21 protein-coding genes and 1 pseudogene are annotated in these 24529 nt (G+C 61.9%); 13 read left to right on the forward strand and 9 right to left on the reverse strand.

Going from position 1 to position 24529, the window contains the following annotated elements; translation table 11 throughout:
• Window position 1: 1 nt before the first annotated feature.
• The gene (locus EMO90_RS06690) at window positions 2–1483 is read right to left on the reverse strand and encodes a glycoside-pentoside-hexuronide (GPH):cation symporter (RefSeq protein WP_150353652.1); all 1482 of its coding nucleotides are present in this window, start codon (window positions 1481–1483) and stop codon (window positions 2–4) included.
• Between the two features lie 362 nt (window positions 1484–1845).
• Here EMO90_RS06690 and EMO90_RS06695 point away from each other — a divergent pair, with 362 nt between their 5' ends.
• From EMO90_RS06695 to nagA, 3 genes and pseudogenes are all read left to right on the forward strand, one after another.
• On the forward strand, window positions 1846–5007 hold the full coding sequence (locus EMO90_RS06695) for a glycoside hydrolase family 2 TIM barrel-domain containing protein (protein ID WP_150334963.1): 3162 nt from the start codon (window positions 1846–1848) through the stop codon (window positions 5005–5007).
• A gap of 96 nt (window positions 5008–5103) precedes the next feature.
• A complete protein-coding gene (nagB, locus tag EMO90_RS06700) occupies window positions 5104–5916 on the forward strand; it encodes a glucosamine-6-phosphate deaminase (protein WP_044088984.1) in 813 nt (270 codons plus the stop codon).
• Window positions 5917–5990: 74 nt separating this feature from the next.
• A pseudogene (gene nagA, locus EMO90_RS06705) lies at window positions 5991–7305 on the forward strand (N-acetylglucosamine-6-phosphate deacetylase).
• Between the two features lie 51 nt (window positions 7306–7356).
• On the opposite strand, the gene EMO90_RS06710 reads toward nagA, so the two are convergent.
• From EMO90_RS06710 to EMO90_RS06735, 6 genes are all read right to left on the reverse strand, one after another.
• Entirely contained in the window at window positions 7357–8358 is a 1002-nt protein-coding gene (locus EMO90_RS06710; protein WP_044088987.1) for a LacI family DNA-binding transcriptional regulator, read from the reverse strand.
• Between the two features lie 218 nt (window positions 8359–8576).
• The gene (locus EMO90_RS06715; protein ID WP_044088988.1) at window positions 8577–9689 is read right to left on the reverse strand and encodes a hypothetical protein; all 1113 of its coding nucleotides are present in this window, start codon (window positions 9687–9689) and stop codon (window positions 8577–8579) included.
• Complete coding sequence (locus tag EMO90_RS06720) at window positions 9686–10414, reverse strand: ATP-binding cassette domain-containing protein (protein WP_081886556.1); 729 nt, start codon at window positions 10412–10414, stop codon at window positions 9686–9688. Before EMO90_RS06720 ends, EMO90_RS06715 begins: the two co-directional genes overlap by 4 nt.
• 16 nt (window positions 10415–10430) lie before the next feature.
• A complete protein-coding gene (locus EMO90_RS06725; RefSeq protein ID WP_044088989.1) occupies window positions 10431–11483 on the reverse strand; it encodes a peptidoglycan-binding protein in 1053 nt (350 codons plus the stop codon).
• Window positions 11484–11515: 32 nt separating this feature from the next.
• Window positions 11516–12202 carry a hypothetical protein gene (locus EMO90_RS06730; protein WP_043164829.1) on the reverse strand — a complete coding sequence of 229 codons (687 nt, stop codon included), beginning with the start codon at window positions 12200–12202 and terminating at the stop codon, window positions 11516–11518.
• 36 nt (window positions 12203–12238) lie between these two features.
• On the reverse strand, window positions 12239–12643 hold the full coding sequence (locus tag EMO90_RS06735) for a hypothetical protein (protein ID WP_044088990.1): 405 nt from the start codon (window positions 12641–12643) through the stop codon (window positions 12239–12241).
• Window positions 12644–12841: 198 nt separating this feature from the next.
• Between EMO90_RS06735 and EMO90_RS06740 the strand changes: the two genes are divergently transcribed.
• The 10 genes from EMO90_RS06740 to EMO90_RS06785 all read left to right on the forward strand — a co-directional run bounded on the left by EMO90_RS06740 (window position 12842) and on the right by EMO90_RS06785 (window position 22765).
• Window positions 12842–13504, forward strand: a complete 663-nt coding sequence (locus EMO90_RS06740; protein WP_043164825.1) for a response regulator transcription factor — start codon at window positions 12842–12844, stop codon at window positions 13502–13504.
• Entirely contained in the window at window positions 13501–14802 is a 1302-nt protein-coding gene (locus EMO90_RS06745; RefSeq protein ID WP_043164823.1) for a sensor histidine kinase, read from the forward strand. Before EMO90_RS06740 ends, EMO90_RS06745 begins: the two co-directional genes overlap by 4 nt.
• Window positions 14803–14865: 63 nt before the next feature.
• Window positions 14866–15426, forward strand: a complete 561-nt coding sequence (locus EMO90_RS06750) for a TetR/AcrR family transcriptional regulator (protein WP_052119037.1) — start codon at window positions 14866–14868, stop codon at window positions 15424–15426.
• Window positions 15427–15537: 111 nt separating this feature from the next.
• On the forward strand, window positions 15538–15837 hold the full coding sequence (locus EMO90_RS06755; RefSeq protein WP_043164820.1) for a hypothetical protein: 300 nt from the start codon (window positions 15538–15540) through the stop codon (window positions 15835–15837).
• Between the two features lie 195 nt (window positions 15838–16032).
• Complete coding sequence (locus EMO90_RS06760) at window positions 16033–16239, forward strand: hypothetical protein (protein ID WP_025263185.1); 207 nt, start codon at window positions 16033–16035, stop codon at window positions 16237–16239.
• An 18-nt stretch (window positions 16240–16257) separates the two neighbouring features.
• The gene (locus EMO90_RS06765) at window positions 16258–17103 is read left to right on the forward strand and encodes a hypothetical protein (RefSeq protein ID WP_043164814.1); all 846 of its coding nucleotides are present in this window, start codon (window positions 16258–16260) and stop codon (window positions 17101–17103) included.
• Between the two features lie 43 nt (window positions 17104–17146).
• Window positions 17147–17527 (forward strand): PrgI family protein, encoded by a 381-nt coding sequence (locus EMO90_RS06770; protein WP_043164813.1) that lies wholly within the window; start codon window positions 17147–17149, stop codon window positions 17525–17527.
• A 79-nt stretch (window positions 17528–17606) separates the two neighbouring features.
• Complete coding sequence (locus EMO90_RS06775) at window positions 17607–19916, forward strand: VirB4-like conjugal transfer ATPase, CD1110 family (protein WP_223849701.1); 2310 nt, start codon at window positions 17607–17609, stop codon at window positions 19914–19916.
• 227 nt (window positions 19917–20143) lie between these two features.
• Window positions 20144–21505: a CHAP domain-containing protein gene (locus tag EMO90_RS06780; RefSeq protein WP_223849700.1), complete on the forward strand. Its 1362-nt coding sequence runs from the start codon at window positions 20144–20146 to the stop codon at window positions 21503–21505.
• 21 nt (window positions 21506–21526) lie between these two features.
• Complete coding sequence (locus tag EMO90_RS06785) at window positions 21527–22765, forward strand: hypothetical protein (RefSeq protein ID WP_223847975.1); 1239 nt, start codon at window positions 21527–21529, stop codon at window positions 22763–22765.
• A gap of 226 nt (window positions 22766–22991) precedes the next feature.
• Here the strand turns inward: EMO90_RS06785 and EMO90_RS06790 are convergent, their stop codons facing one another.
• Window positions 22992–23306 carry a hypothetical protein gene (locus EMO90_RS06790; RefSeq protein WP_146143583.1) on the reverse strand — a complete coding sequence of 105 codons (315 nt, stop codon included), beginning with the start codon at window positions 23304–23306 and terminating at the stop codon, window positions 22992–22994.
• 129 nt (window positions 23307–23435) lie between these two features.
• Entirely contained in the window at window positions 23436–24404 is a 969-nt protein-coding gene (locus tag EMO90_RS06795; RefSeq protein WP_223847982.1) for an amidase domain-containing protein, read from the reverse strand.
• Window positions 24405–24529: the final 125 nt, after the last annotated feature.

Consider the following 24529-nt stretch of genomic DNA (forward strand, 5'->3'; position numbering starts at 1 on the left):
CTTACTGTTCGTCGGTGTTCTCGGAGGCGAGTCGTTCTTCGAGCTGTTCGACGATGTGGTCGTGCATGTTCTCGTCGATCTTGACGGTCAGGAGGAAGACGACGAGGCTGGCGACGATGCCGGCGAGCGGCAGGTAGTAGGCGCAGGTCTTGAACGTGCGGATGTTCGCGGCGGTCATGTCGGCGGCGGTGGTGTTGCCGACCATGCCGGCGGCGACGGCCACGAAGCCCACGATGCCGTTGGACAGGGCGCCGGCGATCTTGTCGAGCATCGGGCGCACGGAGAGGGTGACGGCCTCGTTGCGCTTGCCGGTCTTGAGCTGGCCGTATTCGATGGAGTCGGTCATGCTCAGGATGGCGGTCATCTGGATGGTCTGCGCGGGCAGGTAGAAGAGGACGAGCGCGACGATGACGACGGGCAGGTTCATGGGCGCGATGATGAACAGCGTGTAGCCGGCGATCATGAACGCCATGCCGGCGGTGTACAGCCAGCGGCGCGGGATGCGCCGGTTGAGCACCGGGTAGAGGGGCGTGGTGACCAGTCCGGTGATGACCGGAATGACGCCGGCGATGGAGAAGCTGTCCGGGGCGCCGAGCACGTATTTGAACTGGTAGAAGAGCACGCCGGTGGTGGCGACGTTGGCCACGGAGTACAGCAGGTAGCTCAGGGCGACCCACAGGAGCTGGTCATTCTGTGCGATGGCCTTGAACGCCTCGATGGGGTTGCCGTTGGCCTCGGCCTTGGCGCGCAGCTCGCCCTGGTTCTCGCGGGTGCCGAACGCGACGCTCCACGCGGTGAGCAAACCGAGTACGGCGATGATGATGGCGAACGCGGCCCAGCCGGTGCGGCCCTGCTCCCATTGGCCGGTGAACTTCCAAGTGAACCAGCTGACGACGGGCACGACGATGACGGTGACGCCGTTGTATCCGATGGATCCGGTGAACGCGCCGAGAGCGGTGTACGTGCTGCGCTCGTGCGAGTCAGAGGAGATCGCGGGGATCATGCCCCAGTAGGAGATGTCGCGCAGCGAGTAGATCACGTCCAGCAGGATGAACACGATGACGAACAGGACCATGAACACGCCGGTGTTCACGTCCACGAGCCCGAACAGGCCGGTGAACACCATGATCAGCAGGATGCCGGGCACGAGGCCTCCGATGAACTGCCAGGGACGGAACCGGCCCCAGCGGGTGTTCGTGTTGTCCACGAGGTTGCCGAGCAGCGGGTCGAGGAAGATCTCCGCGATGCGGATGACCACCACGAGTCCGGTTATCACCGCGATGAGGCGCGCGGCCAGCGTCTTGTCCACGTCGATGAACAGCGCGGTGGTCACGAACGTGATGAAGAACGTGCTCATCGTGTTGTAGAACGCGGCCTGGCCCAGGTTGCCGAACGCGTATGCGATCTTCTGCCCCATGTTCCTGGTGGGCACGGCCTGCGGCTGTCCGGGCGTCGCCGTGCGCTGTGTGGTGGATCCGCTCATGGTGTGGTGGCCTCCTTGCGACCTGTAAAGAATCCGTGCGCGGGAACAGCTCCGATCCCGCAAGACGCGAGTATAGGACTTCCTTGAAAAAGTAAAAAACTTTACCGCGTGTCGCAAGCAATGCCAACGATTCCTGTTCGCCAATCCAACACGCCGCGCGAGCGCCGGCGATGGTCGAAGACCGGATTATCGTTGATAAGTAACGGCTTTCCGCTGTTCTTGCGGTCGCAGTCGGGACAAGCGCAAGAAGTTGCATAAATTAGTAAATATCTTTATCATCGTTGTGCAAGGAGTCACATTCGGAGGCTCCCGAACTGCGGCGGCAACGACGCGACGCAATCCGATGCGAAAGCGAGGACATCATGAACACAACCGACGATCAGCGGAAGAACGGCGATCCGATCGTCTCCCCGTCCATGCCGACGACGGCATGGCTCGCCGACCCGCGCGTGTACGCGGTCCACCGGCTCGACGCCCATTCCGACCATGCATGCTGGTCGCACGCCCCCTCCGTCGGCGAGGGCACCGATCTCAAGCAGAGCCTCGACGGCGAATGGCGGGTCCGCGTCGAGACGGCGCCGGCGAACAGCTTCCCCGACGGGACGAGCGACGGGCCGGATTGGATCAGCGACGTGTCGCCGCTGTTCGCCGCACCGGGCTTCGACGACTCGTCGTTCTCCCGGGTGCAGGTGCCCTCGCATCTGGAGACCGCGGGGCTGCTCGACCCACAGTACGTGAACGTGCAGTACCCGTGGGACGGCCACGAGGACCCGAAGGCCCCGGCCATCCCCGAGCATGGCCATGTGGCGGTCTACCGACGCGAGTTCTCCGCGGAAGGCGCGGTCGCCCAGGCCATCCGCGAGGGCCGCACGGTGACGCTCGCCTTCCAGGGCGCGGCCACCGCCATCTACGTGTGGCTCAACGGCGCGTTCGTCGGATACGCCGAGGACTCCTTCACGCCCAGCGAGTTCGACGTGACGGACGTCATCAGGAAGGACGGCAACGTGCTGGCGATCGCCTGCTACGAGTATTCGAGCGCGAGCTGGCTGGAGGACCAGGACTTCTGGCGTCTGCACGGCCTATTCCGCTCCGTCGAGCTCAACGCGAGGCCCGCCGCCCACGTCTCCGACATCCACGCCGAGGCCGATTGGGAGCCCGCCACGTCAATCGGATCGCTTTCGCTGGGCGTGCTGATCGACGGCGCCGCGAACGCCGCGACGGCCGAACTCGCACTGCGGGACAAGAACGGCGCCATCGTCTGGCGCACCGCCACGGAAGCGGCCGGAACGCTGCACGCCGAGGCCGAGATCGACGACGCGGCCTCCTGGAGCGCCGAACGCCCCGACCTGTACGAGCTGTCCGTCACCCTGCTCGACGCGGACGGCAAGGTCCTGGAGACCACACGCACCCGCATCGGCTTCCGGCATGTGGCCATCGAGGACGGCATCCTCAAGCTCAACGGCAAACGTCTCGTGTTCCGCGGCGTCAACCGCCACGAGTTCGACTGCCGGCGCGGCCGTGCCGTCACCGAAGAGGACATGCTGTGGGACATCCGCTTCATGAAGCGCCACAACATCAACGCGGTGCGCACCTCGCACTACCCGAACCAGTCACGCTGGTACGAGCTGTGCGACGAATACGGCATCTACCTGATCGACGAGACCAACCTGGAGACCCACGGCAGCTGGAACAGCCCCGGCGACATCCCCGTGGGCACCTCCGTCCCCGGCGACGACGAGGCCTGGCTGGGCGCGTGCATCGACCGGCTGGACAGCATGATCCTGCGCGACCGCAACCATCCCAGCGTGCTCGTCTGGTCACTGGGCAACGAATCCTACGCGGGCGAAGTCCTCAAGGCCATGAGCGCGCACGCGCACCGGCTCGACCCGTCCCGCCCCGTCCACTACGAAGGCGTCAACTGGAACCACGCCTACGACGGGATCAGCGACTTCGAAAGCCGCATGTACGCCAAGCCCGACGAAATCCGCGACTGGCTCGAACACGGCGACGAACGGGGCGAGGCGAACAAGCCGTTCGTCAGCTGCGAGTACATGCACGCCATGGGCAACTCGTGCGGCGGTCTGAGCGAGTTCATCGACCTCGAACAGTACGAGCGCTACTCCGGCGGGTTCATCTGGGACTACATCGACCAGGGGCTCGTCCAGCGCCTGACCGACGGGAGCGAACGCCTCAGCGTCGGCGGCGACTGGGTCGACCGGCCGACCGACTACGAATTCGTGGGCAACGGCATCGTGTTCGCCGACCGCACGCCCAGCCCCAAGGCGCAGGAGGTCAAGCAGCTGTACTCACCGGTCAAGCTCACCCCCGACGGACACGGCGTAACCATCGAGAACCGCAACCTGTTCGCCGGCACCGACGGCTACGTGTTCGCCGCACGGCTCCTCGAAGACGGGCATGAGATCTGGCACGCCGACTACCGGTTCGACGTGGCCGCCGGAGACACCCAGCGCCACGACATCGCCTTCCCGGACATCGACACGGACGGGAATACGCGCGAGGTCACCTACGAGGTCGATCTCCTGACCGCCGAAGCCACCGCATGGGCGCCGGCCGGCTACGAGCTCGCGTTCGGCCAGCTCACCGGCACGCTCAACCCCGAACGGGACATCACCGAGACCGATCATGACGACGACGGCCGCGCGACGGTCACGCTCGGCCGATGGAACGCGGGCATCCGCCGCGACGACGAGGAAATCCTCCTGTCGCGCACCCAGGGAGGCATTGTCTCCTGGAAGCGGGACGGCCGGGAAATGGTCATCCGACGCCCCGAACTCGTCACCTTCCGCCCGCTGACCGACAACGACCGGGGCAACCGTTCCGGATTCGACCGCGCCGCATGGTTCGCGGCCGGCCGCTACGCCGTCGTGACCGATACGAGCATCGCGCAATCCGACGACGGAGGGCTCACCGCCAAATACCGGTACGAGCTCGCCGACCCGGAACACACGCCCGTGACGGTCTCCTACCGCATCACCGCCGACATGCTCATGCGACTGACCGTCGAATACCCCGGCGGAGCCACCGGTGCGGCCAGCCTGCCCGCGTTCGGCGTCGAATGGGAACTGCCCGGCGAATACGAGCACCTGCGCTACTACGGCCCCGGCCCCGAGGAGACCTACCGCGACCGCAAGCAGGGCGGCAAGCTCGGCATCTGGAACGCCACCGCGAAGACGAGCATGGCACCGTATCTCATGGTGCAGGAAACCGGCAGCCACGAGGACGTCCGCTGGCTCGAAGCCACCGACATCCAAGGCCACGGATTGCGCGTCACCCAACGCGGCGACCGTCACTTCACGGCCAGCCTGCTGCCCTGGAACACCTACACGATCGAAGCCGCGCGCCGCCATGAGGACCTGCCCGAGCCGCGCCACAACTACCTGCGTCTGCTCGCGGCCCAGATGGGAGTCGGCGGAGACGACTCCTGGGGAGCCCCCGTCCACACGGCCTACCAGCTGTCCGCCGGCAGGCCGCTCACCCTCGACGTGGACCTCGAACTCATCTGACCGGCAACGGGCGGCGGCATGCACCACCATGCCGCCGCCCGTACACGTATATATACATTTCCCAAACACAATCCACAGGAAAAGAGGCAATCAATCATGGCTGAAGTGATCATCGTCAAGAACGAGGAGGAGGCCGGCGAGATCTACGGCCGCTGCGTGGCGGACCTCATCAAGGCCAAGCCGGACGCGGTGCTGGGTCTGGCCACTGGTTCCAGCCCGCTGGCCGCCTATCGCGCCCTCGCCAAGATCGTGCACGAGGAGCACATCGACGTCTCCAAGGTGCGCGGCTTCGCGCTCGACGAGTATCTGGGCCTGCCGCTGACCCACCCGGAGTCCTACCACTCCACCATCCACCGCACGGTCGTCGAACCCCTCGGCCTCGACCCGGCCAAGGTCCATGTGCCCGGTGACGTGCTCAACGGCGCACCGCTGGAGGACGGCGACAAGATCGCCGCCGCCGGTCCCGCCTATGACTCGGCCATCGAGGCCGCGGGTGGCATCGACGTGCAGATCCTCGGCATCGGCACCGACGGCCACATCGGCTTCAACGAGCCCGGCTCCTCCCTCGCGTCCGGCACGCGCGTCAAGACCCTCGCCGAGCAGACCCGCATCGACAACGCGCGATTCTTCGACAACGACATCAACCAGGTGCCCACCCACTGCATCACGCAGGGCATCAGCACGGTGCTGAAGGCCCGTCACCTCGTGCTGCTCGCGTTCGGCGCGGGCAAGGCCGAGGCCATCGAGGAGACCGTCGAGGGCGGCGTCTCCGCGTTCTGCCCGGCCTCCGCGCTGCAGCTGCACCCGCACGCGACCGTCATCATCGACGAGGAGGCCGCGAGCCGCCTGCGCCACAAGGACTACTACCGCTACGCCTACGCCCACAAGCCCGCCTGGCAGGGCATCTGATCGGCAGACGAACGATTCGGGCTCCTTCTTGCTTCGCCAAGAGGGAGCCCGAACCCATATGCAGGAAGGAAATCATGACGCAGGACAGAGATGAGATCGTCGCCCGCGTGACGGCGGCGTTGGAAGGCGAGGCCAAGCCGGTCGCGATTCGCGGGGCGCGCAAGGTGGACGCCTGCGGCGAACAATCGGGGTATTGGGTGGTTTCGGACGCACGTGGCGTGATTGTGGCCACGGGCTTCGCCGCCGCGGACGGTACCGGCGAGGAGGCGTTCGAGCACGCCTGCCGCACGGTCGGCATCGACCCGGCCGTTCCAGCTGACTCCAACGACGCGGTCATCGACGCGGCCGGCCGCATCCTCACGCCCGGCTACGTGGACATCCACGCCCACGGCGCCTGGGAGAAGAGCTTCGACGACGGCCCCGACGGCATCGACGTGGCTCGCGCCGGCCACGCGGTCCACGGCACCACCCGCCAGGTGCTCTCGCTCATCACCAACCCGATGGACGTGATCTGCCGCAACATCCGCACCGTGCACGAGAAGATGGCCACCCGCCCCGACATCCTCGGCTGCCACCTCGAAGGCCCGTTCCTCGCCCTGAAGCGCAAGGGCGCGCACGACCCGAACTGCCTCAAGGACCCGGTGCCCGAACTCGTGGACCGCATGCTCGACGCCTCGGGCGCCGACCCCGCCGCCGGCAAGCTCGGCTGCATCCGCCAGATCACCATCGCCCCCGAGCTGGAGCATGGCATCGGCGCCATCAAGCAGTTCGCGGCCGCCGGCGTGGTGCCCGCGGTCGGCCACTGCGACGCCGACTACGAGACCGCCCAGGCCGGCTTCAACGCGGGTGCCGGCATCATGACCCACATGTTCAACGCGATGAACGGCCTGCACCACCGTGAACCCGGCCCCATCCCGGCTGCCGTCGAGGACCCGCGCGTCACCATCGAGCTCATCAACGACGGCTTCCACGTGCAGAACCCGATGGTCAAGCTCGGCTTCGGCCTCGCGCCTCACCGCATCGCGTTCGTCACCGACGCCATGGCCGCCACCGACTGCCCCGACGGCGCGTACAAGCTCGGCGAACTCGACGTGAACGTCATCGATGGCCATGCACGGCTCGTGTCCAACGGTGCGATCGCCGGCTCCACCTTGACGTTGGAGGTCGCGGTTCAGCGCGCGGTCAACGAACTCGGCTTCAGCCCGGTCGCCGCCGTCGAAGCCGCCACCCTCACCCCGGCCCGCGCTTTCGGATTCGACAGGCTCAACCCCGTCACTGGTGCGCCGCTCGGCCTGATCGCCCCCCGGATACGCCGCCGACCTTAACCTCCTCGACCCCACCGACTGGACCGCCCAACACGTCTGGTGCGCCGGCCGCCAGCTGAAGTAAACTCCTTCCAGCAAAATCGACACCGGTGCCGCCCGTCTTCGAGACGACGTCTTACGCCTGAGGAACGAAGCTTGCGCGCGGCACCAGCTCGGTCGTCAGCAGGATGTGACGCCGCACCCGCCGCTCATGCTTCAACCCATCAATCAAGGTGGAGAACGCCATACGGGCCAACTCCCTTTGATCGATCGCATACGAACTCAGCGACGGAGACGTGTACCGGGCGATCGACTGGTTGTTCACACTCACCACAGCCAACTCGTCGGGAACCGCCACGCGCAGCGCATTCAACGCCTGCAAAGCCCCCACCGCGAGCACGTCGGCGGCCACGATCAGCCCATCGGGCATGCTGCCGGCCTCACGATGGTCAGCCACCAACTGCTCCGCGAGACGGTAGCCGTTCTCCACGGTGAACGTGCCGGACGAATACACCAATCCGTCCGTTTCCAATCCCAGATGCGCGGCCCACTGGCGGAACGACAGTTCACGGATGTCCTCGGGATAGTCATGCATGCCCATGATGCTGCCCACGCCGCCGAGAAACGCAATACGCCTGCGGCCCGCCGCGATCATCGCGTCCAGGGCATCCAGCATCGTCTGCGACAGATCGGGACGTACGGAGTCGAACAGGTGCGGCGCCGGATTCGTGTCGATGCACACGCCATGCGGAAGCACCGCATGCAGGGCGCGCAGGTCCGCTTCGGGAAACACCGTGGCTCCCACGGTGATGAACCCATCGAACTCCGTTGCACGTTCCGTCAACTCGTGTATGGACCTGATGAACGTGGGCTGGTCCAATTCCATCGACTCCGCACACTCCGCAAGAACCTTCCGCAGATCGGCGAAGTACGCATCCTGCAATTCCTCCCCGGACGGAGGTGCATCCAACACCGCGATCGCGGGACGGAACACGTTGCGGTATCCCATCTCCTCGCACACGCGCAGCACGCGTCGACGCGTCTCCTCCTTGATGGAGAACGACGGGTCATTCAGCAAGCGCGACACCGTGCTCTGCGACACCCCGGCCCGTTCCGCGACTTCCTTGAGCGTGGCCATGACATCCTCCCCGCAAACTTTAGTAAAGGGTTTTACTACAGCATAACCCGGGATTTGCAAGATGGCGGATTCCCCCACTCAGGAAGTGACCCACAACTGATAAACTTCAAGCGTCCCGACAAAGGGGCAATGCATAGAGGGCGGGCTTGTCATTGGAAAACATGCTCGCCCTCTAATCAAGACGTATGGCAGTCTGAACCGGAACCTTTTCCTCATGCTCACTGTCTGTTTTTGAAGAAGGCGAAGAGTTGGTTGTCGTGTATGGCGGTGATGGCGATGACGGCTCCGATTTGCGCGGTGATGAGGGCTGTGGTGAGTGCGGGTAGTTGGATGGCTGTCAGGGTGATCGCGTTGGCGTGTCCGCTGGTCCAGCGGACCGTGGTGTAGGTGATGGCGGTGGCGGCGAGGATTGCCGGCAGGGTCCATGCGAGGGTTTCGAGCGCGTTGGTGGCGAGGATGCCTTGGCGGGGTATTCCCATGTGCAGGTCGTCGGCTATTTCGATACGTCGTGCGCGTGTGGCCATGATGGCGATGGCGAATGCGGCGATGGGTGTGATGGCGAGCATGAGGCGTGTGGTTCGCTGCCGGTAGCGGGTGTCGAGGTCGGGGTTGGTGCCGAGCATGGTGTTGGCTTGTTTGGTTTGGGTGGCGGGCGCGGCTCCGGGTATGGCGGTCGCGGTGGTGTTGAGCAAGTCTTCGGCGTCGGGGTTGGCGGGGTTGATGGCGGCCCAGCATTCGTCCCATTGCTGGCCGGCGTTGATGGGTGTGGGGGTGATGATCGCGTAGGCGAGTCGTTGGTCACGGCTGTCGTCGGTCCAGGGGAAGACCGCGCTGATGTGCATGACGCCCTGGGTCGTGGGCAGGTCGTCTCCTTCTCGCGCGTGGAGGGTGGCGGCGAGTTGACTGGAGATCCATACGCCGGGTTGGGTTTGCTCTCTTGCTCCGACGCCGAGCACGTTAGCGAGTCCCGGCGTGGCCTGCCATGCGTCCAGTGGGGCCGCGGGCATGGCGGTCAGGGTGATTTCCCCGTTGCTTTTGAGCGCGCCGGCCGCTTGGATGGGGTTCGTGGTGGTGTCGCCTGTGGTGCCGGTGGTTTGGGTGAGGTTTGCGCATGTGGTGGGGTCGATTTGCTTGCTGCCGGAGATGATGTGGATGGCGGCGGCGCTGGTGGCCCATTGTCGGGATTCGTGTTGGAGGGAGGTGATGGCGGTCAGGTCGAATATGGCGGTTCCTGCTGCGATGAGGGTGAGGATGCCGGCGCAGGCGAGGGCGCGTGTGGTGCCGGTGGCGATGTTGCGCCATGCTTCGGACAGGATGGCGGTTGGTTTCATCGTGTGTCGTCCTTGGTGTCGATGTTGGGGTTCGGGTTGTGCCACGCGAGGTCGATGACGCGGGTGCACGCGGCCCGGGTGTTGGGGTCGTGGGTGGCGATGACGACGATCGCGTCGCCTTGCGCGAGTCCGGTGAGGGTGGAGTCGATGTCGTTGGCGGTGCGCTGGTCGAGTTGGGCGGTGGGTTCGTCCACGAGGAGGAGGTCGGGTTTGCTGGCGATGGCACGGGCGAGCATGAGGCGTTGGGCTTCGCCTCCGGATAGTTCACGGAACTCGCGTGCGGCGACTTTGGTCAGGTGGAACGTGCTCATGATGGCGATGGCTTCGTCTTCGGCTTGCGTGCGGTCGATGCCTTGGCCGAGGAGTGGTTGGACGACGTGGTCGATGGCGGTGCGCCGCGGCATGCCGTGGGGGTTCTGGAACACCCAGCGCACGCGGTTGACCCGGCTGCGTCGGATGGTTCCTTCGGCGGGCGGCTCGAAGCCGGCGATGATGGACAGGAGGGTGGATTTGCCGGAGCCGGACGGCCCGCACAGGCCGACGGCTTCGCCGGTCGTGAGGGTGAAGTCAAGGTCGCGGAACAGCCAGGGGCCGTCCGCGAACCGGTGGCCCACGTGTTCTCCCGTGACCGACGGTATTCCGCCGGCCGCGGGCCGCGCGGAGTTGATTGGCCGTGCCGGCACGGGGTCCGCGACCGTTTCGAGGGGCAGGATGCTGGTGCTCATGCGCGTCCTCCTTGTGTCAGTGCTGCGTTGCGGCGGGGCATTGGATGTCGTCGAGTTTGTGGCCGAGGGCGACTTTGCCGATTGTCGCGTCGGATTGTTCGGGTTGGATGAGCGTGGCGCCGAGGGCGGAGCCGATGACGGTGACGGGGATGGCCTGTTTGCCGTCGGGCGAGACGCAGGCGCGGGTGCCGTTCTGGCCGGTGATGGCGGAGGGCGGGACCTTGATCGCGTCGATGGGTTGTTCGAGCGCGAGGGTGGCGGTGGGTTTCTTGCCGCCTTGGTCGGCGAGGGTGGTCTTGTAGCCGTCGCTGGCCTGTACCTGGTCGAGGAATTTCTGGTCGCTGATCCTGCCGTCGGTCTTGTCGAGGCTGGTCTTGACGCCGAAGAGTGTGAACGTGCGTTTGCCTTCCCTCAGGTTCTCCGGCGTGGGGAAGGTGATGGCCGTCAGCTGGCCGCCGGTCTTCATGATTTCGGCACCGTCCGTCAGGCTGGCGTTCAGTCCGGCCGTGCATTGGGTTGGCGTGGCGGCGGCTTGGGGCAGCCATGCCACGTCGGCCGGTCCGATCCTGCCGTCGGGGTTGCGGTCGCCGGCCTGCGAGAGCAGCTGGTTGACGCCGTCCTTGGTGCGCCACCCGTAGGTGCCGTTGCCTTCGGCGTTGTAGCCGAGGCGGGCGAGTTCCTGTTGCAGGGCGAGCACGTCGGGCCCGGTGTCGCCGGTGCCGATCTCGCGGTAGAGGGGCGTGTCGGTGTGCAGGGCGATGACGGGTTTGCCGTCCACGGACAGCAGTCGTTTGCCGGATTCGACCGCTTGGCCGGGCGTGCACAGGGTTTCGCTGACGGTGCCGGCGGCGCGCGAGGTGATCGATTGTTCCGCGCTGGTCTCGAACGAGGCCTCGACGGTCCGTTCGTCGTCGAACTGCTGGCGGCTGGCTGTGACGGTGTCTGGGCTCGTGGCCGCGGACAGTCCGTCGGGTGTGGGCGTGGGGATGACGAGCGCGGTGACGAGCACGCCCGCGGACAGCATACCCAGCCCGGTCAGGATCAGCGGGGTCAGGATTCGTGTTTTCATGTGGTCGTTTCCTTTCGTCGGATGCTTGTTCGTCAGCCGATGTTGACGGCGAGGCCGGCTCCGGTGAAGCATGACTGGGCGGCGTCCGACGAGGCGTCGAACGGCAGTCCCTTGGACGCTCCGTCCCCGTTCAACGCGTTTTCGAGTTTGCGTCCGGTGTAGGCGTCATCGACGAGGCTGCTTTTCTTCAGGCATTCCACGGCGGTATCGTACGGGTCGGCCAGAAGACCTGGGTTGCCCTGCTGGAGCTGGTAGAGGGATTCGATGATCTTGCTGGTGCCCTCGGAGCAGGTGTTGGATGCCTCCATGTACTTGTTCACTTCGGCGTCGGTCGATGGCACCGGCGTCACACCGGTGGTCTGGTAGAGTCCGTTGGACAGTTTGCGGGTCTGTTCCTGCCACCCGTTCTCGGCCATGCACGCGGCCTGCTTGTCGTGCGCGGTCTCGTAGTCCTCGGCGCTGATCTTGCCGGTCTTCTTGGCCCGTTGGAGCACGTCGCGCTCGAACTGGCTGAGTGTGTCTTTGGCGAGGTACTGGTCGAACAGGGCGCTCATGCTCGGCGCGATTCTGGTGCCGGATGTCTGCGCGTCGTCTGCCGTGTCCCGGCTCCAGGGCGTCGAGCATGCCGTCAGCGAGACGAGTAGTCCCATGCAGGACAGCAGCGCGGCGGCCCTGCGCAGCGTTTCTTGGCGGAGGATGGATGATGTGCTGGTGGTCATGGTGGTTTTCCCTTCCATCGGCTGGTGCCGGTCTGTCTACTTGGTGTTGAAGTCGGGATCGTGGTAGTCGGGCACCTTGGCCTGGCATTCCTTGATGGCCTTGTCCCGGTCACCGTCCGTGGACCCCGAGGACACCGAGCCGGAGCCGTCGCCGGTCCATTGGAGCACGACCCAGTTGCCGTCCATGATCTGCGCGGGCACTCCCGCTGCCGTGAGACAGTCGCGGTATCGTTCGGCGGCCTGTTTCGAGGCCGGGTTCGATCCCTGCGGCGCGTCGCCGCCCTGGCTGTCGGTCTTCGGCGCCGCGTCCTGCGACGTCGTCGCGGAGGGCGCGTCGGATGATTGCGTCGGCTGCTGTTGGCCGCATGCCGACAATGGCGCGGCCAGCATGGCGGCCAGCGCCGCGGCCGCCGCCAGTCTGAATACGGATGTGGTTCGCATGTGTTCCTCCCTTGCATGGGTTCGCCGCTGCCGGGGCGATGCTTTGGCCCGGCGGCTGCCGGACGATGCCCATTACAGCCGGCTCTCCGTGTGCGATGGGTGCGTGTCGCGCTCACCTAACACACACCCACACCGGGCACAATGGAGAGCACGAAGGCAATCGCATGGAGACCATGCGAGGAATCGGAGGCAATAAGAATGGCGAGGATCCTGATCGTCGAGGACGACGCCGACCTGTCGGCAGTGCTGGACGACTGTCTCAGGCACGAGGGATACGCGACCGGACTGGCAGGCACCGGCGTCGAGGCGCTGGACCTGCTCTCACGGGGAGAATACGACGTGATGCTCCTCGACCGCGACCTGCCCGTGCTCTCCGGAGACGAGGTCATGCGCACCGTGGACAGGCTGCGCATCCCCGTGCGCACGCTCATGCTCACCGCGGCCGGCAGCATCGAGGACCGCGTGCACGGCCTCGACCTCGGGGCCGACGACTACCTGCCCAAACCGTTCGCCTACCCCGAACTCCTCGCCCGCATCCGCGCGCTCCTGCGCCGAGGCGACACGGACGACGCGCCCACCGTAATCTCACGGGGACGTCTGTCGGTGGACACCGTCAGACGGCTCGCCTACGCGGACGGCCGGCCCCTCGACCTCGCACCCCGCGAATACTCGCTCCTGGAGGAACTGCTGCGCGCCGACGGCGGGTGGATCAACACCCGCGCCCTCCTCGAATCCCTGTGGCCGTCCGAGGCGCACGACCAGCCCGACCTCGTCAAGACCGCCGTCTACTCGCTACGGCGCAGACTGCCCGACCCCTCGCTCATCGCCTCGTCGCGCGGAGAGGGATACCGTATACCATGACCGACACCGACACGACAAACCAGCCGGCCGGGCACGCCGCGCACCCGCGCAAACCCGCCAGCTTCCGCATCCGCCTCGCCGTCACCGTCGGACTGCTCCTGCTCGGCATGCTCCTCGCCGTGATCCTCGTGCAGAACATCTCGCTCGACTGGGCGTTCCAGCATCAGGTGGACACCATCGCCACCGGCAGCAATCAGAACACCATCACGACGGAACCGGCAACACCCCAGGACGGGGTTCCCGGCACGGCCGACTCATGCAACGCGGACCCCTGCGACGTGACCGGCACCATTCCGACCCCGAACGCCGGACAGGGCGGCACGGAGGGCGTGGTGCTCACCGTCAGGGACGGCGTCGTGCAATGGATGCGCTACGGATCGCTCGCCGTGTTCGCCGTATCCGCGCTCCTGGCCGTGCTCCTCGTCTGGAACCTGTCGGGCAAACTCACCGCACACCTCGACTCCATCAGCCGCCAGGCCGGCCAACTCGACCCCGACCATCCCGCCGGGCGCATCAGCCTCGATCATCCCGACGCCGAGACCGCCAGCCTCGCCGACGCGCTCAACACGATGCTCGACCGCATCGAGCAATCCAACGAACTGCAACGATCGTTCATCCGCAACGCCAGCCACGAACTGAAAACACCGATCACGACCATCGGCACCAGCCTCGAAGCGCTCATGGCCCAGGACCGGTTCCCCGAGGACGTCAGACCAGCCATCCGCCACGCCATCGAAGCGAACCGCAAAAGCGGCGAACTCATCAACAGCCTGCTCGAACTCTCCCGCATCCAGACCGTGCCCGACACCAGCACGGAAGCCGTGGACCCTGCCCGCATCGTACGCGACACGCTCGAAACCCACCGCGAACAGGCGCAGGCACGTCACCTGCGCATCGACGCCGACGGACTCGCCGCATACCACGGCCCCTTCATCGAGACGAACCCGCGCTACCTCTCGCTCGCCGTGGACAACCTGATACGCAACGCCATCATCCACAACACCGACCACGGCACCATCGCCTGCACCATCCACGACGACAAGCAGCACGTCACCATCAGCATCACCAACACCACAAGACAGCCGGACCACCCCGAAGCCACGGCCGACCTCATCCAACCATTCCATCGAGGAGACGCAACCCGCATGGCCAACCAACCCGGCCACGGCCTCGGACTATCCATCGCCAAAGCCTGCACAGACGCCATCGGCGCCAGCCTCAACATCAGCCGTCCCACAGCCGGTGTATTCCGCGCCGGAATCATGCTAAATCGACATATCGGCATGCCCATTAGATGATTTATTCACGATAAGATATCCTTACCCATACTGACTGATTAGTCAATGAATGCGAGGATATCGATGAATAGTGCGGAACGGAGACGTAGAACGCGCGAAGCCCTGCTCGAAGCCGCGGCTCTCGAATTTGAAACACAGGGATATGCGAAGACCACATTGCAGGGCGTCGCTGACCGACTTGGTTTGACGCGTGGCACAGTGCTGTTCCATTTTCACACGAAGGAAGCATTACGGGATACGCTTATCCAATGGTGCGATGAGCGCCTGTGCGCAAAAGTGTCCCAATGTAGCGGCAGAAGCGATTTCGCTCGGATTCTCGCCGCGATTGCTGACATGCACTATGAAGATGCGCGAATACGTTCCGGATTACTGCTGCATGAAGAAAAAGCCCGAGCGGAGAACGCGGGGCACATGAAGTGGGAGGAAGCACTTGAACTAGTCTTGTTTGGGCAGTCCAACGACGCCCATGACAGCATTAAGACAGGAGCCCTAATCGATATGTACATCGCCGTCATAAGGTCTGATCGATGGAAGAATAAGCAGCAGCTCCGTCAGGCCCTTGATTTCTATCTGTCCCTAACCGGTCTGAGCAAAGCGGCTGAACCCTCTGATAACAAGCTATAAGGGAATCGTATGACAAGAATCGTTGATTCTTGTTGACTGACTAGTCAGTCAATGCATATTATGGGAGCACCAACCGGAAAGGTTGGACAACCCAAGGAGGAAGGAACTCCCATGAACACCACCACCAAAAGCAAAATCGGTCTGCTGGGCAAAGTCGGAGCCGTCGCCGCAGCTGCGGCAGCCGTGATGGCTTTCACCGTTCCTGCCGCTAACGCGGCCGGAACCTACGCTCTCCATGCCGGCACGGACTATGCCTTGGCCCAGACTTGGACCAACGGAGGAACCCAAGGTCGCTCCTATGCGCAGCATGGCAGGCGCGTAGCAAGCACCGTGTGGACTCTGCAGTCCAGCCGCGCATACGCAGATGACGGGTACTCGACCAGTTACCACGCTCAGGTCTGGTTCCGCTGAATTTGACTCCATGAATCGAGGAGGCGAGCTTTTTGCTCGCCTCCTTCTTTATTCGTCCCGATCAAAACGGTCTCGCCGCACATAAAGGACAACGAGACCATTCTTGTCCGCCGCTATCCTGCCGGTTTTCCCTGACGATGGGTGTCAACGGAGGCCGCCTGTCGGGCTCCTTGATCGTCGTCAGAGGAGGCCGTCGTGGATTTGTTGAATCAGGTGCTTCAGTTGTTCGTCAGGTTCGCCACCATCGGCGGTGGCTTGTGGCTGGTGTGGGGTGCCGTCACATTCGGCGGCGGCCTGAAGGATCATAATGGACCGCAGACGCAGTCTGGACTGTGGCAGATCGTGGGTGGAGGCATGATCATCGCGGCCGCGCAGATTTTCAACGCGGTGGCTCTGGGCTGAGCTGGTTCGGGGCCTGCCGTGGAGGACTTCATCGTAGCCATGCTCAACATGATCGGCGGCGGAGGTGCCGGTTCGATCACTGCCGGGCTGTTGTCCCAGGCGCCGGAGACATGGAATCCCGCTCTTTACCAGTTGGCGGTGAACGTGCATGGAGTCGCCGTCAAGCCTCTGACGTCGGTGGTGCTCGCGGTTATGTTCACGTTGGAGCTGGCGCGCAACTCGACGCGCATCGAAGCGGATCGCGATCTGGGTGTGAAGATCGTGGCCGGCACCATGTTCAAGATCGCGCTGGTGTTCATCGCCGTGCAGAACGCCGGTTTGTTCATTCGGATGTTCAATCAGGCCACGCAGTTCCTCATGCAGGGCGTGTCCTCGCAGATGTCGTATGAGGCGACGGGCGACGGCGGTCAGCTGGGTGATCTGATGCGCGACCAGATTCGCGATGCCGGGGTGATGGGGCAGGCGGCGTTGTTCTTTCTGCTGGTGATTCCGTGGCTGTTGTCCCAGTTGGCGTCGGTGGTGTTCACGGTGGTGCTGTATGTGCGGTTCATCGAGTTGTATGCGTTGACGGCGTTTCAGTCGTTGCCGTTCGCGTTTCTGGTGCATGAGGACACCAAGGCGATCGGCGTGGGTTTCTTCAAGTCGTATGCGCGCACGTCGGTGAATGCGGTGTGCGTGTTCATCTGTCTGGTGTTCTATCAGCGAATCGTGGTCGATGCCGTGAAGATCCCGAATTCCGCGGACAAGGGCATGGTGGCGTGGGTGACGGGCAATTTCGGCAATCTCATGATGGCGGGCATCCTGCTGTTCTTCGTGATCGCGGTGAGTCAGCGTGTCAGCCGGGCCATAGCCGGCGGCGAGTAGCCGCCTATCACAAACCGGATCCAATCAGGGAAAGGATTCTTTCATGTTGCAGATGCGCGTATATAAGGAGATCGCCAATGTCGAGGCGAAGGTGATGTGGGGGTTGAGCTGGCGTCAACTGGCGGCCGCCGCGTGCATGCTCGTTCTGGGCGGAGGCGAGGCTGCGTTGTTCTGGTCGTTGGGACTGTCCGATCTAGGGTCGTATCTGCTGTTTGCGGTGTGCCTGCCGTTCGCGCTGTGGGGCTGGTGGCGTCCGAAGGGACTGAAGCCTGAACGGTATCTGGGATACATGCTGCGCCAGCGTTTCGGTCCGAAGGTCTATCTGCTTGAATCCTATGTTCCCGCGAGGTTTCCCGGCAAACCGTCGTTGAAGGAGAAGACCCGTAGACGAATCAAGGGAAGGAAGGCACGTCGTCATGTCTGACATCAGCGGCAGCAAGGCGGTCAAAGGCAACGGCAAGCGACACGGAAAGGCCGGGAACCGGCGGTCCGGGAATCGCCGCATGCCTCGTTCATCGAAGGAGCTGCTTGGCTATGATTCGATGCTGTCCAATGGCATCGCGTTCCTTGGCGGCGATCGGTGGAGCGTGTCTCTGCGAATCAGCGACATCAATTATCAGGTCGCGACCCAGGATCAGCAGCTGGACGTCGTGGACCGGTGGGGTCGTTTCCTGAATTCGGTCGGCGAGAACATGGGTGTCCAAATCACGGTCGCCACGCGCATGCTGGATCCCGAGGAGGTGACGCGTAGCATCGCCATGCCGCTCCGAGGCGATGCGTTGGATGGATTGCGCGGGGACTTCAACCGCAATGTGCGTCGGCGTCTCGCCGGCCGTTCGCAGGGCGCGGTAACGGACAAGTATCTGACGTTGACGCTGCGCGAGCGGGATGGGGAACGTGCGGTCACGCTGCTGAACCGTGCCGCGTTACGTGCCACGGCGCAACTGCGATCGGTGGGCGGATGCGTCGGCGTCCGTTTGAACCGTCAGTCGCGTCTGGCGGTGCTGCACGGGATGCTGCGGCACGGTGTCCGGTTCCCGTTCACCGAGGACGGCTTCCTGAAATCGCATGGCATGTCCACGAAGGATTACGTGGCCCCGTTCGCCGTGGACGTGTCGGACCGCCGTCGGCTCCGGTTGAGCTCGGGCACCACGGAAGTATGGCATCAGTGTCTTTTGGTGCGTGATTTCCCGGATTATCTGAGCGATCAGCTGGTGTCGTCCATCACGGACATCAAGGCGGACATCACGGTCGGCATCCATCTGTCCCCGCGGGGCAAGGCCGAGGGGTTGAAGCTCGTGAACCGGACGATCGCCGAGATGGACATGCAGGCCATCGACGAGCGGCACAAGAACCGCAAACAGCATCTGCCCGAGGACATGCTGCCTCATGATCTTCAGGAATCCATGGCCCAGGCGGGCGAACTGCGCGATGATCTGGAGCATAACGGCGACCGTCTGGTGGATTCCCTCATGATCGTGGACGTGTCGGCGGACAGTCGCGAGCAACTGGACCAGACGGTCCGTGACGTGACGGCCGCGATCGATGGACAGTCATGTGTGGCCGAGACCTTGGCCTACATGCAGGTGGAGGGACTGAACGCCGTGCTGCCATTGGGAAATCCTTTGCCGCCGATGCGTCGCACGCTGACCACGTCGAGCGCGGCGATTTTGGTACCGTTCACGTCGCAGGAGCTGTTCGAGCCGGGCGGGGTGTTCCATGGGGCGAACGCCCGCACCGGCAATCCCGTGGTCATCGACCGTACGAAAGGCATGAACGGCAACGGATTCGTTTTGGGTACGACCGGGTCAGGCAAGAGCCAGGCGGCGAAGAACGAGATCACCCAGATCTATCTGACCCGTCCGGACGATGATCTGATCGTCATCGACCCGGAACGTGAGTTCACGCCGTTGTGCACCGGTCTTGGCGGCGAGCGAGTCGAGATCGGGGAATCGTCGCGCGCGCATATCAACGCTTTGGATATCGAGTATGAGGATGATTCCGAAGGCGATCCGATCCGGTCGAAATGCGCGAGCGTGCTGAACATGCTCGGCGTGCTAATCGGCGGACAGGACGGAATCGACCGCATGCAGCGCAGTCTGATCGACCGTACGGTCATCGGCATGTATCGCGAGGTGCGGGAACATCCGGAACTGGGCATGCCCACGCTCGTCACCCTGCATAATCGTCTCGCGGCTTTGAACGAGCCGGGTGCCCGTGATGCCGCGCGAGCATTGGAAATCTACGCGACCGGCAGTCTGAACGCCTTCGCTCATGCCACCGATGTGAACACGTCCAGCCGGTTCCTGGTCTATGACGTTTCCAATCTGGGAACGGGGTTGCGCACGTTCGGCATGCTCGTCGTTCTGGATCAGATATGGAACCGGGTCGTCAGAAATCGCCGTCTCGGCCGACGCACCTGGCTGTGGGTGGACGAGTTCCATCTGCTGTTCTCGAACCGGTATGCGGCCGAATACTTCCTGCGCCTGTACAAGCGCGCCCGTAAATGGGGCTTGTGCCCCACCGGCATCACGCAGAACATCGAGGAGCTGCTGGCCAACCAGGATGCGCGTCTGATGCTCGCGAACAGCGACTTCCTGTTGCTGCTGAACCAGACCGCCACGGATGCCGATGCCTTGTGCGAACTGCTGAGGCTGTCCGATGAGCAGCGGGCGTTCTTCACCGGGGTGCAACCCGGTCAGGGCATGGCCAAGAGTGGCACCGCGTTCATACCGTTCGACGGGCGCATCGATGCCGATAGTCTGCTTTACCGGCTGTATACCACGAAATTCGAGGATCGGAAGCCCGAATGAGACCCGTCACCTCCGACTCATTCCACGCCACACGCAATCTCGTTCGGCCGAACGGCACGATTCATGGCTTGAAAGTCCGTCATGTCAATGGACTCTCCCATGGCCCAATGCTGACCGGGCTAAAATGGCCACGAACCACCATCAGGAATAGTCAATCCGAAGCATCGCGCCCAATCGGCACAACAACCGTCAGCGCTTTGAACCGTGGTGTGAAGGCGACACGGTCCGTGCTTGAATCGCAATCGACACAGACGGAGACCAGCGAGGACGACGATCTGTTGTTGCCAATGGTCCCTGCAGACCGGGTACGCGACGGCGTGACCGGCATTATTCGCACAAGACATGCCGCAAGAGGTTCAACGGCACGTGCCATGGCAGGAAGAACGGCTTCGGTTCGTGCCAAACGTACGAGGCGTTTCGGCAAGACCGTACGATCGGGTGTCCACGGGACCAAATCCGCTGCCAGAGCTTCGACGCAGATTGCACGACAAGTCACGCAGACGGTTTCTCGGACTATGACGGCGGTGAAGGCCGGTGTTGCGGCATCGGCATCAACTGCGGTCAGCATTCCATTTCTATTGGGCGCGGCGGCGGTACTGATGGTCTTCAGTCTGCTGCTGTGGTTCATCCCCACCGTTGCCGTCGGAGATGACGGAGGCTGCGAGGCCCGTGTGATCGAAGTCCCGGACGAGGCGAAGCCATGGGTTAGTGAGGCGGCTCGATCGAGCGGATTAAGCGCTGATTTCATCGCGGCGATCATGAAGCAGGAATCCGGTTTCCGACCGGATGCGTATGCCGACGACAGTAACGGCGGAACATGGGGATTGTTGCAGATGAACAGGAGCGTATGGCGCGGCGTACATCCCGAAGGCGCCGACCAGACGCCGCCTGAAGGCATTACCGCCCCCATGGTCCATGCTCATTACGGCGGCATATACCTGAAAAACCGTCTGGAAGGCGTCAAACAACTCAAAGTCGAGCATCCGGGCATGCCGTTCGCCGAGCTTGACGATCTGACGGCTTTGGTCATCGCCCATAACGCAGGCGAAGGCAATCTCATGAGATACCCGGATATTCCCAACACCACCAAACGGTATCTCGACAACGTGAAGCTGGCCATCGACGCGGGAGGCGGCTGCTCGGCCACGGCAGGCCGAACCATCGGCAAGCTCACGCCGCCATTGGTCATGCAGCCCGGAACGCTAAACGTGGACGTGGCGGCGACCGGCACGCCCGTAGGCAAGATCACCACCTATGAAATCGGCCAATGCACATGGTGGGCGGCCGCCCGCCGATTGCAGATCGGCAAACCTGTGGACGGTTACATGGGCGACGGCTGGATGTGGGCGTCAAGCGCCAGAAAATTCGGATACCCGACGGGCGGCGGCATACAGCTCGGCGACGTGGCGAGCTTCGCCAAAGGCTATCTCGGCGCAAGCGCCGATTACGGACACGTCGCCATCGTCGAGGAAATCAAGGACGACGGCAGCATCGTCGTCAGCGAATCCGGCGGCGGCCTCCCATACGCATGGCTCAGAACCCTTACCAAAAAGCAGGCCAACAATCCCAGCATCACTTACATCCACTAATCCCGAGGGAAAGAAGGAAGCATGCGCCGCATCAATCCCAAACTTGATCCTTGCGAGCTTTCCGATCTTATGAGCGATTCCGGCAACTGGGATCTCCTTGCGCAAATCTGCGATCATCCCGGTACATGGCCGGAACTCGACCAGTGGGCTGCGCATGCCATTGCAGATCCTGAAACCGCTGGGGCTCCACCGGAACCGTTGCCCGACAGGAAACCCGAGCATCGGCTGCTGCCCATCACACCCATCATCGACGATGAGCCGCCTTGCGATACGAGGAGCAATAACACTCTCGCCTCCAAGCCCGGCAAGCGGACGGGAACGACGGTAGGCATGCCGATGGAGGACGGAGAACATGTCGAGGATGATGCGCCCTTGGCGGAATTATCTGCTGACAATGCGGATGAGGTGGCCGTCCATCGGCATATCCCTTTTACCCGCATCGCCGGCATCATGCTCGCTTCGGTCATCGCAACGGGATTAACCACAGGCCTTGTCATGGCGAAGAAGAACTATGACCATCAGGAGGCGCTCACGTCATGCAATCATGCAATCAAGCAAGCTGACATAGTGCGGATTGCATGGGACAAGGCATTGAAACAGGCGGAACCATATGTGAAGCTCCAGGATAAAGACGTGCAGGATCCCAAGTCTTTGGAACTGCTCGCCAAAATCATGCAATATCAGCCATCAATCTCAACAGAAAATTGCAATCCGAGTCTGACGGCCGACCGTCTCGATCGCAATCGTGCAGAAATAGGGAGAGAGAACAACCAGCTCAGAACCCAGATCAGGAACCTGCATGACACAGTTGACACGGTCAAGGCATCACACGAACAACAACAGATCGACAACGCACAGAACGTACTGAGTCAAACCATTGAAGACGCCGATAGGCTCTACAAAGAATCCGAGAACAAGGTCAGAGACGACAACACCCGCACACGACTCAATGAGCAGATCACCCATGCACGACTCATGACGCGCGACCACCAGAGTCTTGATGTCTATGACAGAACCATCCAAGACCTCAACGAAGTCATGCAAATCGTCCGGGATTCCATGACGACTGTAGAGAACGAGGATACATCTGATGCGGACCATTCGGATGGTTTCACACAGTCAGGATCGGATCCCCAATCATCGAACCGACAGTCCGCACCATCATCGGAAGGTTTATCCTCGCCAGTCACGCAAGGCAATCCCACTTGGGAGGTGCCTGAGCAATCAGCAATCCCCTCATTTCCCGACCAGCTGGGTTAACATCACTTTGCAAGAATGGCTAGGAGACGGCGCTGCGGTATTCGTCGAGTTTCCGGGCCAGTCGGTCTCGACGATGTCGAACATATCAGGGAGCCTGCGGTTGAATTCGACCAATCTGTCGTTGGCAGTCACGGCCGGGCTGGTCAACTTGACCAGATTAAAGAGACTCTAAAGAATAAAAAGACGAGGGCTATCCCACAGAATTCATGGAATAGCCCTTATCTCATCAATTGCGACGATTGTATTCATTAAGAACACTGTTCGCGTATTCAAGATGAGATTCCGTCTGTTGCTTCATGAGCTCATCGCTCGCTATGATATCGTTCTTCTCCTTCAGCAATTTCCATGCGAATATACTGTATTTATGAGACGGATCTGCATATTCTGGAAGTTCAGGTCTTTCAAATTCAGTTAATCCAAATTTTTGCGCATTCGCCTTTTCGGTCTCTGCTGAGACTAAAGTCGCTAAATTCCAGAAAACTTGGTCTTCTTCCCACTGAGAATATGCCGCGGACACCTGAAACATCAGTACGCCCGTCATGCAGACATATATCAGGGCAATGACTGATATAATCTGAAAATACCTTTTACTCTTCATGACAGCCAGAGTCCATTTTCTCAGTCATAACGATATTGAAGCCCATACCAGGTCATATTATTTTTTCCTTGTTCATGGGCATGCTGCAACGACTCCGTCAACGTGATTTGATGACGATTCTCCGTCTTCTGATCTATGACTGGATTGGCTTTGCCGTTTTTTTACGACGACACCCACAACGAACATAGCGTGATCGATTTCATTATTTGAGGTCCAATCGACATACAATATGCTGCCTTGCCATGCTTTCCAAACATTATCCAAACTGTCATAACTATGCGAATAATGCTTCATGTACGAATAATTGCTATCCGCATTCATCCAAGCGCGTGTTGTCAGCTTATCCGGCATTACAGTAGAGTAATTCCATAGCCGCGTCAGCGTCATTCCGCCTTGATGAAGAGCCTGCGAGACAAAATTTGTACAGTTAGAGCCAAAAGACGGATACGCAGGATTCATTTTATCTTTATTTTCAGGACTCGTCCATTTATCGGCATAATTCATCGCCTTAATATAATTTACTCCGACGGAGTTGTCCCCGAAGGCATATGTCTGAGCCTTATTGAGTGCCTCACTTTCTAATGCGCCATTTTCATCCAAAGAAGCAGGTGTTTTGTCTTCGGTCGGCAATTCATCCGATGCGTCGGCATATTCCGGTGAATCTTGTTCATCAATCACTTTGTCGCTAATAATTGAATACCCTCGCTGCCTTCCCACATGGGCAAGCTCCATGACATGCGTAGAAGTCCAACTCTGGTCAAGATGGTCCGTTCGCTTACCATTAACATAAATAACAGTATCCGAGTCTGCGTCCAGACTCACGTTCACGGTCATATCTGCATCAATCAGATACTCTCCGTCATTTGATGATTGAATGCTTCTAATTGTCGGTACGACTTCAACATTCTTGCTGATAAGACCCTCTTTGGCTTGTTCCTCCGCGGTAAGTGGGATGTTCAGTTTGGACCTCGTACGCGGCGAATGATATTCGGCTAATAGTTCTTGCGAATACTGATGAAGCGTCTGCTGGATCTCTTGCATCTCCACATTGTCGCTTCCATACGCATATGCATTCGCAGGAAGCGTCAAGCTCGTCACTGCGAGAACCGTCAATATCGGGATAATCTTTTTTTGTTTGCATTTAATGCATGATTTCATGCATATTC

This window comes from Bifidobacterium vespertilionis (assembly GCF_008698145.1).
GTDB classification, from domain to species: Bacteria; Actinomycetota; Actinomycetes; order Actinomycetales; family Bifidobacteriaceae; genus Bifidobacterium; species Bifidobacterium vespertilionis.